The organism is Pseudomonas sp. H1_G08 (genome assembly GCF_054681355.1).
On the sequence record NZ_CP162822.1, the window covers coordinates 4,062,038 to 4,073,693 of the forward strand.

Here is an 11,656-nt window from a genome sequence, read left to right on the forward strand (position 1 = left end):
CCCTTCTTTTGAATTATTTGAGGTAGCCGTTTTGGGCCAGAAAGCTTTCGGTGATGGTGCTGCCGGCGGTCTTTTCCGCAGCCTTGTCACCCAGCAGCAGACGCTCCAGATAACGCGCCAGCAGGTCGACTTCCAGATTCACCCGGCGGCCCGGCTTGTATGAAGCCATGATGGTTTCGCTGAGGGTGTGCGGAATGATCGTCAGCATGAATTCGGCGCCATCGACTTCGTTCACGGTCAGGCTGGTGCCGTCGACGGTGATCGAGCCTTTATGGGCGATGTACTTGGCCAGCTCTTTCGGCGCGCGGATGCGAAATTCCACGGCGCGGGCATTGTCGCTGCGCGAGACCACTTCGCCGACACCATCGACGTGACCGCTGACCAAGTGCCCGCCGAGGCGGGTGGTCGGGGTCAGGGCTTTTTCCAGATTGACCGGGCTGCCGCTTTTCAGGTCATTCATGGCGGTGCAATCAAGGGTTTCGCGGCTGACGTCGGCGGCAAAGCCGTCGCCCGGCAACTCGACGGCGGTCAGGCAAACGCCGTTGACCGCGATGCTGTCGCCGAGTTTGACGTCGCTCAGATCGAGCTTGCCGGTTGCGACGTGCACCCGCACATCACCGCCCTTTGGGGTCAGTGCGCGGATACTGCCGATGGATTCGATGATGCCGGTGAACATGGGGTTCTCCTTGAGAACGAGGCCAGCGCTAACGCAATGGCCGGGAATTATACGCGGGCTGAAGGGACAGGGATCGCAGTGACTCGCCAGTCATCGCCCACCGCGCGGATTTCAGTGATTTTCAGTTCCGGCGCTTCTTTCATCTGCGCCAGCGGCCAGTCGAGCAGCGGACGCGCCGTGGAGCCGAGGAATTTGCCGGCAATGAAGATCACGAATTCGTCGACCAGACCCAATTGCGCAAAGGCACCGGCCAGACGCGGCCCGGCCTCGACCAGCACCTCGTTGGTGCCTCGATTGGCCAGTTCGATAAGCAATTGATGCAGATCGACCTGGCCGTCGGCACCCGGCACGATCAGGCATTCCGGGCCATTGGCATATTGCTCTTCCACCGCGACACAAGTGGCGACCAGTGCCGGCCCGGCCTTGAAGAACGGCGCATCCAGCGGCACTCGCAGGCGGCCATCGATCAATACGCGCAATGGCGGGCGGCTCATGGCCAGCTCGGTTTGCTCACTGTCGAGACCGAGTTCGTCCGCGCGCACGGTCAAGCGTGCGCCATCGGCCAGCACCGTGTCGGCGCCGGTCAGCACTACCGCCGCCTCAGCGCGCAAACGCTGCACCGCCGAACGCGCCGCCGGGCCGGTGATCCATTGGCTCTCGCCGCTTTCCATCGCCGTGCGCCCGTCGAGGCTCATGGCCAACTTGACCCGCACGAATGGCAAGCCGAACTCCATGCGTTTCAGAAAACCTTGATTGAGCTTGCGTGCTTCCGCTTCCAGCACCCCACTTTCAGTGGCGATACCGGCCTCGGCCAGGCGCTGCAAACCGCGCCCGGCAACTTGTGGATTGGGATCACGCATCGCCGCCACGACCCGGGCAACGCCAGCGGTCACCAAGGCGTCGGCGCACGGCGGCGTGCGTCCGTGATGGCTGCAAGGTTCGAGGGTCACATACGCCGTCGCGCCCCGGGCCTGCTCGCCAGCGGCGCGCAGGGCGTGGACTTCGGCGTGAGGTTCGCCGGCGCGCTCATGCCAGCCTTCGCCGACAATCTGCCCGTCACGCACCACCACGCAACCGACCCGCGGATTGGGGTGGGTGGTGTAGTGGCCCTTGCGCGCCAGTTCCAGCGCGCGGGCCATGAAATGGGCGTCGAGGATCGCCTGCTCGGCGGCGGTGGTCATTCTTTCACCGGTTCGCGGGCGAGGCGGTCGATCTCTTCGCGGAATTCATTGAGGTCCTGGAAGCGTTTGTACACCGAAGCGAAACGGATGTAGGCGACTTCATCGAGCTTTTGCAGCTCGGCCATGACCAGTTCGCCGACCACGAGGGACTTGACCTCGCGTTCGCCGGTGGCGCGCAGCTTGTGCTTGATGTGGACCAGAGAGGATTCGAGGCGCTCGACGCTGACCGGACGTTTCTCCAGCGCGCGCTGCATGCCGGCGCGGAGTTTTTCTTCGTCGAACGGTTGGCGGCTGCCGTCGGTTTTGATCAGGCGCGGCAACACCAGCTCGGCCGTCTCGAACGTCGTGAATCGTTCGCCGCAGGCCAGGCATTCACGCCGGCGGCGCACCTGTTCGCCCTCGGCGACCAGACGCGAGTCGATGACCTTGGTGTCGTTGGCACCGCAGAAGGGACAGTGCATGGTGGCTGGCAACAAAAAATGGGAGGGCCATGGTAGCGCATCCCCGTGGCAAGACAAGCCATAGGCTTTGCGGTATACAGAACGGCATGATCGTCTGATCCATGGAATTCATTCTGCCGGAGCCTCCAATGCCGTTACGTCCGCTCGTTCTGCTCAGTCTTTTCAGCCTGCTGGTGGCCTGTGGCAGCGACGCGCCCAAGCCGCAACCGCCGACCCCAGGCCCCGCGCCGCAGCAGGCGCAGAAAAAAGCCAAAGAAGCTGCCGAACTCGGCCCGCTGCCGGCGCATCAGCGCGAATTGAGCGGCAGCCTGCAAGGGGTGCCGGCCGGCGCCGAAGTCGAACTGGCGCTGCTGGTAATCGATGAAAAGGACCGCCCACAGCAACTGCTCGCCAGTTCCAGCCTGATCGGCAACAACCAGATCCTGCCGTTTCACCTGCGCTTCAACCCCGAGGCATTTCCGGCCGGCGCGCGGGTTGAGCTGCGCGGTCGCGCGAGCCAGTCCGGACAACTGATTCTGCACCTGCCATCGCAGACCATCACTCAACCGACCACTCAGGCTTTGGGCCAGCTGCAATTCGTCAAAGCGCCATGACAGCACCGCTCGACCTGCAACAGGCCTTGGGCGAATTGCTCGGCGACGCCAGACTGAAAGCCTGCGCGTTACCGGGAACTGATTTGCAGCTGTGGTTGATCGACGGCGACAACATGGCCCGCGAATTCAGCCAGGAAGAAACCCAGCGCATCCTGCATGAACCGCCCTATTGGAGCTTTTGCTGGGCCAGCGGCTTGGCCGTGGCGCGTTATCTGGCACAGTTTCCAGAGTGGGTGCGCGGCAAGCGCGTGATGGATTTCGGCGCCGGCTCCGGGATTGCCGGTATCGCGGCGGTGAAGGCCGGGGCGCTGGAAGTGGTGGCCTGCTATCTCGATCCGTTGGCGATCGCCGCTTGCCGGGCAAATGCCGAGCTCAATGCTGTGCAGATGAGCTACTCGACGGATTTCTTTGCTGAAGCCGATCGCTTCGATCTGATCCTGGTCGCCGACGTGTTGTACGACCGGGCGAACTTGCCGCTGCTCGACGCGTTTCTCAGTCGCGGACGCGAGGCGCTGGTGGCGGATTCACGGGTGCGGGATTTTCGGCATCCGTTGTATGAACGGATCGAGATGCTGGAGGCGATGACCCTCCCCGATCTGGCCGAGCCCGAAGAATTCAGACATGTCAGCCTCTACCATGCACGGCGCTAGCTAAAAGCTTCGCGAGCAGGCTCGCTCCCACACTGGATCTGTGCCGTTCATAAATCCCCTGTGGGAGCGAGCCTGCTCGCGAAGGCGTCCGCCCATGCAACACACCTCTCGACCCGCCCCGCTTCCGGCCACCCCCCACCAAGCCTTATAGTTGCCCCATCCACGCTTTGACGAGATCCCCCATGAGTGAGCAAACGCCGTACATCTTCGACGCCACGACTGCCGATTTCGACCAGTCGGTGATCGAAGCCTCCTTCAACAAACCGGTGCTGGTGGATTTCTGGGCCGAATGGTGTGCGCCGTGCAAGGCGTTGATGCCGATGCTGCAAGGCATTGCCGAGAGCTATCAGGGCGAGTTGCTGCTGGCCAAGGTCAACTGCGACATCGAGCAGGACATCGTCGCCCGCTTCGGCATCCGCAGCCTGCCGACCGTGGTGCTGTTCAAGGACGGTCAGCCGGTCGATGGCTTTGCCGGGGCACAACCGGAATCCGCCGTGCGCGCCCTGCTCGAACCGCATGTGCAGATGCCGCCACCGGCCGCTGCCGACCCGTTCGAACAGGCTCAGGCGATGTTCGACGAAGGTCACTTCGCCGAGGCGGAAGCGGCGCTGGTGACCCTGCTCAATGAAGACAATACCAACGCCAGGGCGCTGATCCTTTACGCACGCTGCCTGACCGAACGCGGTGAGCTGGGCGAAGCGCAAACCGTGCTCGACGCGGTCAAGAGCGATGAGCACAAAGCCGCACTCGCTGGGGCCAAGGCGCAGATCCAGTTCCTCGGCCTCGCCCGCGACCTGCCGGACGCCGCCGACCTGAAAAGCCGCCTGGCGCAAAATCCGCAGGATGATGAAGCGGTGTACCAACTGGCGATCCAGCAACTGGCGCGCCAGCAATACGAAGCGGCGCTGGACGCCTTGCTCAAACTGTTCATCCGCAACCGCAGCTACGGCGAAGGCTTGCCGCACAAGACCTTGCTGCAGGTGTTCGAACTGCTGGGCAATGATCATCCGTTGGTGACGGCTTACCGTCGCAAAGTGTTTGCGGCGCTGTATTAAGGCCTTACCCGATCCAGCTATAGAGCGGCGTATCCCCGCCGCTCGCCACTTTCACATCGGAACTGTGGCGCAAGCGCACGAGCAAACGCTTGCCCGCCACCGCACTGCCGGTCAGCGCTTCCAGTTGATCGAGCAGATCCGGTCCACTGAGTTGCCCGGCCTTACGCAGCAAGTCTTTGGCCACCTGCCACAGCGCATCGTCCTGATTCACCGGCTTCGCCGCCGGGGCCGACGCCACTGCCTCGGACTGCGCGACCGGCGCCTGCCCGCTCAGCGCCGAACCCAGCCTGGCCCAATCGCTGTCATCCAGCTCCACCGTCAAATCCACCGGCACCTCGCCGACCGTTCCGCGTATCCGCAACATCAAGTTCGCTCCTGCACTTTTCTGACCTGCATGCTCCCACGGGACTTGTGCAACGCCAAGTAAAGGGCGCCAAACACATCTGGTAATTCCCGGTTGATCGGCTAAATTAATCTCTTTTTGCGGGAAGGATTCCCAATGTCTTCAGGACGAAAACTGGCCTCTAAAGGAGGCCCGACCTCTACAGGTGGCGTGATACTTGAAGGAAATGAGAACCTCAATATCGAAGGAAGAATAATCGCTTCCATTGGACAACTCGCCAGTTGTCCGGTCTGTGGGCCTGGCAAAGGCCCCATCGTAGCAGTGGGTGAAAGAACGCTGATTTTACCTGCCGGACCAGCTGCGCTAGAGGGTGACTACGTCGCCTGCGGTTGTCCGCCCATGACCAATAAGCTGCTCACTCAGCAACACAGTGGTTTCGCAGGAATTGGCCGGCCCGCTCCAATTGACATGGGGCCACCGATTGCTGCCCTGACCTCTTATCGCTACTTGCAGGTCATCATCGAACGCCTTGATGACACGGAAAAGCCAGGTTTGGCTTACAAACTCAAGGACAAGGCGAAGGTTGCCGTTTTACAAGACAGCACTTGCAACCTCACAGGCGAAGGCTGCGAACACCCGGTAAAAAACGCTTCGGATTACGACACCCTGTTGGTAGGGGAAGATTCCGAATGGACTTTCTATGCCTATGAAGAGCCCCTGACACAGGATTTGTCATGAAATCGGAAATCAAACTCATCTTTAAAGACTTTCTGATGCAGCCACCGCCAGGCGTAAAATTTCAGCTGCTTATCGACGGTCAGGTCGTAGATGACAACATCGTTCAAAACGATGACAGGCCTCGCATTTATTCATTGATATCCAAAAACGGCCAGATCGCTATAACGCTCGCGGGCAAGGAACTACCGTCGATCAAAACCCGAGACACCCACGAAGTGACGGTTCAGATTGTGGGGAACTCCGGTACAAAAAAAGGTATGCACACTGCTACGTTGAATCCAGGGAAGTCTCTTTCGATCGTAGCGATATCACCGTGGGTAAAAGTCCCGCTAACGACCAGCGGCGCTGTCTCGAACGACGCGTTCTACGAAGTCGAATATGGTGTGAAACGTACAAATGAAACCCGAACGGTGAAAGTCGTCATTCAGGACATGCCGCGCAGGATACTGATGGAGGCGCTGTCACACCGGGGATCAACACAGTGGGCAGGGAATAAAAGCAAAAAGTCGCTGCCACACCCTACGCTCAGGCAGAGCGTGGAATTTCCACCAAACACAAATAAATGCAATCTGTTCGTCTACGACGTGCTGACCGCAATTGGGGTCAACGTGGCGTTGATTGAACATGGCAAATCGAAATACCTGCCATATTTCTCCAAGGTTAGTCCTCCGCTCGCGGGTGAATGGGCGAATGGACAACGATTGCTCAACAGCTGGAAAGTCGAGCGCACGCCGTTGCCCGGGGACGTCGGCGCTTACGCAATGAATTATTCCGACGCCAGCGGCCATGTCGGCTTCGTTCTAACGAAGGGCGTATGCATTTCTGCAGGGTGGGAAAAAGTTGAAGTTAACGACGCAGGTTTTCGCCATGCGACCGGTAATGCAAATCCCAGTGACCATGACTTCACTATTTTCCGACGCTACAAACACAGCACGCCACAATGAAACGCCCTTATTCGCTCCTCCTCATAATTCCGTTTTTGCTCATCGTGGCATGGCGCATCTGGTTGCCTGCCGATCTTTCGGCTTGTCCCGCTGACGGGGAAACTGCAGGTCCACTGACCCTTGTTATTCGTGATTACTTTGAGCGCAATAGCCGGACCGACTGGCGAGACATGGATGATCGTTTCGACATACTTTCAACCCCCGAAGGCCAGAGCATAGCGAGTCAACCGAATTCACACACTTGCGAAGCATTGCGGGTACTGCAGAGTCCGGCGTTCAGTCAGAGTGAAAAAATCTTCACCATGGCACTTATGTTCAGACTGCCAATCGACCAGTACATGGCCCTGATGGATCGCAGTCATCAACTCTACACGCAGGGCAAAATGGATAAGGAGGTGCTGACTCTGGTGGTATTTCCGCGCGGAACAGCCATCAACTACTGGTGGCTTCCGGCTTGGCGACAGCGTTTCAGTCGCGATGCCCCGAGCGTGCTCGACGCAAATCTGATCAACGATGTCCTTTCGGGACACTATTGGTTCGACTATCCCGGCGCAGGCTTCTGATTCTGCAAGCATGACATTCAATCCCAGCACCGCCCGCGACCTCATCCCGGGCGGTGCTTAGCCATGTCTTGCGCAATCTCAAGCGCACGGGCACACTCTGCGCACTTTCGTTATAAGATTACATAACAAACTTTTCATTTTTCTCGGAGTCCGTCATGCGTCGTCTGTTGCTCGCTTTGCCGTTTGCCCTGTTGCCGCTGGCCGCTGCCCATGCGGTTGATGAGCACGATCACGATCATGAGCACGGCAGCCTCGGCGCTCACGAACATGGCGTGGGCCGGCTGAACGCCGCGCTCGATGGTCAGACCCTGGAGCTGGAGCTGGAAAGCCCGGCGATGAATCTGGTCGGTTTTGAACACGCCGCGACGTCGGATGCCGACAAGGCCAAAGTGGCCGCCGCTCGGGCGCAGCTGGAAAAACCATTGGCCCTGTTCAGTCTGCCCGCTGCGGCCGGTTGCAAGGTAGTGAGCCAGGAACTGGAAAGCCCGCTGTTCGGCGACAAGCCGGACGCCGATGATCACGACGAAGATGAAGCGGACAAGGACGGTCACGAGCATCACCACGACCACAGCGAAATCCACGCGCATTACCAATTCAGCTGCGCCACACCGGGCGCGCTGAACACGCTGAATCTGGCCAACATCTTCAAAACCTTCCCGGCAACGCAGAAGATTCAGGTACAACTAATCAGCGCGACCGGCCAGCAAGGTACCGAAGTGACGGCGAAATCGGCTGCGCTGAAATTCTAGGATCCACCGAAATCCCCTGTGGGAGCGAGCCTGCTCGCGAAGGCGGCGTGTCAGTTGACAGGTGGGTGTCTGACCCAGCGCTTTCGCGAGCAGGCTCGCTCCCACAGGGTTATGTGTTCACTTCATGAAAATCGGTGCCATGACCCAAGCACTCATCGAACTTTCCGACCTTGGCTTCAACTGGCCCGGTCACCCGCCGCTGCTGGACATCCCGGCGTTTCGTCTGGAAGCCGGCGAAACCCTGTTTCTCAAAGGCCCCAGCGGCAGTGGCAAGACCACCCTGCTCGGCCTGCTTGGCGGGGTGCAGAAGCCCAATCGGGGCAGCATTCGCCTGCTCGGCCAGGAGCTGACCGAGCTTTCTGCCGGCAAGCGCGATACGTTTCGTGTCGATCACACTGGCTACATTTTCCAGCAATTCAACCTGCTGCCGTTTCTCTCGGTGCGCGAGAACGTTGAGTTGCCGTGTCATTTTTCAAAACTGCGTGCGCAACGGGCGAAACAGCGCCACGGCAGCGTCGATCAAGCCGCCGCCACGTTGCTCGCCCACCTGGGTCTGAAAGACGAAAGCATCCTCAGCCGCCGCGCCGACTCGCTGTCGATCGGCCAGCAACAACGGGTCGCCGCCGCACGCGCATTGATCGGCCAACCGGAGCTGGTGATCGCCGACGAACCGACCTCGGCGCTGGATTACGACGCCCGCGAAAATTTCATTCGCCTGCTGTTTGCCGAGTGCCGCGAGGCCGGATCGAGTCTGTTGTTCGTCAGCCATGACCAGAGCCTGGCGCCGCTGTTCGACCGTCATCTGTCCCTGGCCGAACTCAATCGCGCCGCCACGTCCGCCGAGGTCTGAGATGTATCTGTTTCGTCTGGCCATGGCCAGCCTGGCCAACCGCCGTTTCACCGCATTGCTCACTGCTTTCGCCATTGCTCTTTCGGTGTGCCTGCTGCTCGCCGTCGAGCGCGTGCGCACCGAAGCCAAGGCCAGTTTCGCCAGCACCATCAGCGGTACTGACCTGATCGTCGGCGCTCGTTCGGGGTCGGTGAACCTGCTGCTGTATTCGGTGTTCCGCATCGGCAACGCTACCAACAACATTCGCTGGGACAGCTTTGAACACTTCGCTAACAACCCGAAAGTGAAGTGGGCAATCCCCATGTCCCTGGGCGATTCCCATCGCGGCTATCGCGTGATGGGCACCACCGAAGCCTATTTCGAGCACTACCAGTATGGGCGCCAGCAACACCTGGCGCTGGCCGACGGTCGCGCGTTTGCCACCGATCCTTTCGAAGTGGTGCTCGGTGCCGAAGTCGCCGAAGCGCTGCACTACAAGCTCGGCGACAAACTGGTACTGGCCCACGGCGTGGCGGCGATCAGCCTGGTCAAACACGACGACAAACCGTTCACCGTGGTCGGCATCCTCCAGCGCACCGGCACCCCGGTGGACCGCACGTTGCACATCAGCCTCGGCGGCATGGAGGCGATCCACATCGACTGGCACAACGGCGTGCCGGCGCGCGGCAACGGCAGGATCAGCGCTGATCAGGCGCGCAATATGGACCTGACGCCACAAGCGATCACCGCGTTCATGCTCGGCCTCAACAGCAAGATTTCCACCTTCGCCTTGCAGCGCGAGATCAACGAATACCGTGGCGAACCGATGCTGGCGATCCTGCCGGGCGTGGCCTTGCAGGAATTGTGGAGCCTGATGAGTACGGCCGAGAAAGCCTTGTTCGTGGTCTCGCTGTTCGTTGTGCTGACCGGGTTGATCGGCATGCTCACGGCGATTCTCACCAGCCTCAACGAACGTCGCCGCGAGATGGCGATTCTGCGTTCGGTGGGGGCGCGGCCGTGGCACATCGCAAGCCTGCTGGTGCTGGAAGCCTTTGCGTTGGCGCTGACTGGAGTCATCGCCGGACTGGCATTGCTGTACGTCGGCATCGCCGCTGCGCAAGGGTACGTGCAGGCCAATTACGGTTTATACCTGCCGCTGGCATGGCCGAGCGAGTATGAATGGACGCTGCTCGGTGGCATTCTGGCGGCCGCGCTGCTGATGGGCAGCGTGCCGGCCTGGCGCGCGTATCGCCAATCATTGTCCGATGGCCTGTCGATCCGTTTATGAGGATGTTCACCATGCCCCGCGCCCTGCTTGCGCTGCTGATGCTGGTCGCCCTGCCCGTGTGGGCGGCGGCGCCGAAAGACCTGACCTGGTCGGAAATGATCCCGCCGGACGCCGCGCCGGAAGTGCCGAACATGACCCCGCTGCACGACCTGTCGAAGATGGGCGACGCACTCTCTGCCGAGTCCGCGCCGGCGGCCAAGCAGGACATGCCCAACGCTCCGGTAGTGAAAAGCCTCGACGGGCAGAACATTCGCCTGCCGGGTTACATCGTGCCGCTGGAAGTCAGCGAAGAGGGGCGCACCACGGACTTCTTGCTGGTGCCGTATTTCGGCGCCTGCATCCACGTCCCGCCACCGCCGTCGAACCAGATCGTCCACGTGAAAAGCGAACTGGGCGTGAAGCTTGATGAGCTGTATCAGCCGTACTGGGTCGAAGGACCGTTGCAGGTGAAAGCCTCAAGCAGTGAGTTGGCCGATGCCGGGTATCAGATGGAGGCGGAGAAGATTTATGCGTATGAACTGCCGGAGTAATTCCCGGTAGTATTGTATTGTCCGCAGAGACCCCATCGCGGGCAAGCCCGCTCCCACAGGTTATGTGGGTGAGCAAAAAACTGACAAACAACGGGATCATTGTGGGAGCTGGCTTGCCAGCGATGGGGCCGAGATGAACGCCACAAAAAAACGGGCCTTCACTGTTTCATTGAGCTGAGTCAAAACACCGTATCAGACGGCTTCGTACCCTAGGACATCGAATTTTTATGTCCTTTCGGAGCCCCCATGAACAAGTCCTTGCTCAGCGCCTCGCTGTTTGCCCTCGCGCTCGCAGCCCCGCTCGCCCACGCCCACGAAGCCGGTGACATTCTCGTGCGCGCCGGCGCGATCACCGTCAACCCGAAGGCCGACAGCTCCAGCGTCAAGGTCGATCAGGGTCCGCTGAGCGGCACCAATCTGGGCGGCAAGGCGACCATGAGCAGCGACACCCAACTGGGTCTGAACTTCGCCTATATGCTCACCAACAACATCGGTATCGAGCTGCTGGCAGCCACGCCGTTCGAGCATGACGTCAAGCTCAAGGGCACCGCCCTGCCCGCCGCCAACGGCAAGCTCGGCACCCTGAAACACCTGCCGCCGACCCTCAGCGTCGTCTACTACCCGCTGGATTCGAAATCGCCTTTCCAGCCGTATGTCGGCGGTGGCATCAACTACACCTGGATCTACGACGAACACGTCGGCAGCGAAGCCAGCGCCAACGGCTTCAGCAACTTCAAGGCGAAAAACTCCTGGGGCCTGGCCTGGCAGGTCGGCGCCGACTACATGATCACCGACAACATCATGCTCAACGCCCAGGTGCGCTACATCGATATCGATACCCGCGCGACCGTCGAGAACAACGCCGTCGCGCCGGGCACCCGCGCACGAGTAAATGTGGATGTCGATCCGTTCATCTACATGGTCGGTTTGGGCTATAAGTTCTAAGCTGACTTTGACCGAACGTTCACGTGGTGGTGAATGAGGCTTGGTGGCGGGCAGGCACAGACCTGACGACGACCGTACGCAGTCGATCGGGGAATAACATTCCCTCGCCAC

The 11,656-nt window shown here is 60.3% G+C and carries 15 protein-coding genes; 11 read left to right on the forward strand and 4 right to left on the reverse strand.

The window, feature by feature from the left end:
- Positions 1 to 13: 13 nt before the first annotated feature.
- Genes AB4N85_RS18430 through nrdR form a run of 3 tightly spaced genes read right to left on the reverse strand, consistent with a single transcriptional unit; the run spans position 14 to position 2,318 of the window.
- The gene (locus AB4N85_RS18430; RefSeq protein WP_016772981.1) at positions 14 to 676 is read right to left on the reverse strand and encodes a riboflavin synthase; all 663 of its coding nucleotides are present in this window, start codon (positions 674 to 676) and stop codon (positions 14 to 16) included.
- Between the two features lie 47 nt (positions 677 to 723).
- The gene (gene ribD, locus AB4N85_RS18435; RefSeq protein ID WP_460065398.1) at positions 724 to 1,857 is read right to left on the reverse strand and encodes a bifunctional diaminohydroxyphosphoribosylaminopyrimidine deaminase/5-amino-6-(5-phosphoribosylamino)uracil reductase RibD; all 1,134 of its coding nucleotides are present in this window, start codon (positions 1,855 to 1,857) and stop codon (positions 724 to 726) included.
- Positions 1,854 to 2,318 (reverse strand): transcriptional regulator NrdR, encoded by a 465-nt coding sequence (nrdR, locus tag AB4N85_RS18440; protein ID WP_007910946.1) that lies wholly within the window; start codon positions 2,316 to 2,318, stop codon positions 1,854 to 1,856. Before nrdR ends, ribD begins: the two co-directional genes overlap by 4 nt.
- A 128-nt stretch (positions 2,319 to 2,446) precedes the next feature.
- Here nrdR and AB4N85_RS18445 point away from each other — a divergent pair, with 128 nt between their 5' ends.
- The 3 genes from AB4N85_RS18445 (at position 2,447) to trxA (ending at position 4,616) form a co-directional block, all read left to right on the forward strand.
- Positions 2,447 to 2,911 carry a YbaY family lipoprotein gene (locus tag AB4N85_RS18445; protein WP_024014493.1) on the forward strand — a complete coding sequence of 155 codons (465 nt, stop codon included), beginning with the start codon at positions 2,447 to 2,449 and terminating at the stop codon, positions 2,909 to 2,911.
- Positions 2,908 to 3,561 (forward strand): class I SAM-dependent methyltransferase, encoded by a 654-nt coding sequence (locus tag AB4N85_RS18450; protein WP_460065402.1) that lies wholly within the window; start codon positions 2,908 to 2,910, stop codon positions 3,559 to 3,561. The genes AB4N85_RS18445 and AB4N85_RS18450 overlap by 4 nt, the downstream gene beginning before the upstream one ends.
- A 182-nt stretch (positions 3,562 to 3,743) precedes the next feature.
- Positions 3,744 to 4,616 (forward strand): thioredoxin, encoded by an 873-nt coding sequence (gene trxA, locus AB4N85_RS18455; RefSeq protein WP_056790736.1) that lies wholly within the window; start codon positions 3,744 to 3,746, stop codon positions 4,614 to 4,616.
- A gap of 4 nt (positions 4,617 to 4,620) precedes the next feature.
- Here the strand turns inward: trxA and AB4N85_RS18460 are convergent, their stop codons facing one another.
- On the reverse strand, positions 4,621 to 4,980 hold the full coding sequence (locus AB4N85_RS18460) for a hypothetical protein (protein ID WP_056790738.1): 360 nt from the start codon (positions 4,978 to 4,980) through the stop codon (positions 4,621 to 4,623).
- 135 nt (positions 4,981 to 5,115) lie between these two features.
- Here AB4N85_RS18460 and AB4N85_RS18465 point away from each other — a divergent pair, with 135 nt between their 5' ends.
- The 8 genes from AB4N85_RS18465 to AB4N85_RS18500 all read left to right on the forward strand — a co-directional run bounded on the left by AB4N85_RS18465 (position 5,116) and on the right by AB4N85_RS18500 (position 11,545).
- Positions 5,116 to 5,697: a PAAR domain-containing protein gene (locus AB4N85_RS18465; protein WP_225930982.1), complete on the forward strand. Its 582-nt coding sequence runs from the start codon at positions 5,116 to 5,118 to the stop codon at positions 5,695 to 5,697.
- Positions 5,694 to 6,641 (forward strand): CHAP domain-containing protein, encoded by a 948-nt coding sequence (locus AB4N85_RS18470; protein WP_056790741.1) that lies wholly within the window; start codon positions 5,694 to 5,696, stop codon positions 6,639 to 6,641. The genes AB4N85_RS18465 and AB4N85_RS18470 overlap by 4 nt, the downstream gene beginning before the upstream one ends.
- A complete protein-coding gene (locus tag AB4N85_RS18475; RefSeq protein WP_024014498.1) occupies positions 6,638 to 7,204 on the forward strand; it encodes a hypothetical protein in 567 nt (188 codons plus the stop codon). Before AB4N85_RS18470 ends, AB4N85_RS18475 begins: the two co-directional genes overlap by 4 nt.
- A gap of 155 nt (positions 7,205 to 7,359) precedes the next feature.
- Positions 7,360 to 7,953, forward strand: a complete 594-nt coding sequence (locus AB4N85_RS18480; RefSeq protein ID WP_041477685.1) for a DUF2796 domain-containing protein — start codon at positions 7,360 to 7,362, stop codon at positions 7,951 to 7,953.
- A gap of 139 nt (positions 7,954 to 8,092) precedes the next feature.
- A complete protein-coding gene (locus AB4N85_RS18485) occupies positions 8,093 to 8,803 on the forward strand; it encodes an ABC transporter ATP-binding protein (RefSeq protein ID WP_076567723.1) in 711 nt (236 codons plus the stop codon).
- Between the two features lies 1 nt (position 8,804).
- Positions 8,805 to 10,070: an ABC transporter permease gene (locus AB4N85_RS18490; RefSeq protein ID WP_252868364.1), complete on the forward strand. Its 1,266-nt coding sequence runs from the start codon at positions 8,805 to 8,807 to the stop codon at positions 10,068 to 10,070.
- A gap of 11 nt (positions 10,071 to 10,081) precedes the next feature.
- Complete coding sequence (locus AB4N85_RS18495; RefSeq protein ID WP_024014502.1) at positions 10,082 to 10,600, forward strand: DUF3299 domain-containing protein; 519 nt, start codon at positions 10,082 to 10,084, stop codon at positions 10,598 to 10,600.
- 246 nt (positions 10,601 to 10,846) lie between these two features.
- Entirely contained in the window at positions 10,847 to 11,545 is a 699-nt protein-coding gene (locus AB4N85_RS18500) for an OmpW/AlkL family protein (protein ID WP_042610632.1), read from the forward strand.
- Positions 11,546 to 11,656: the final 111 nt, after the last annotated feature.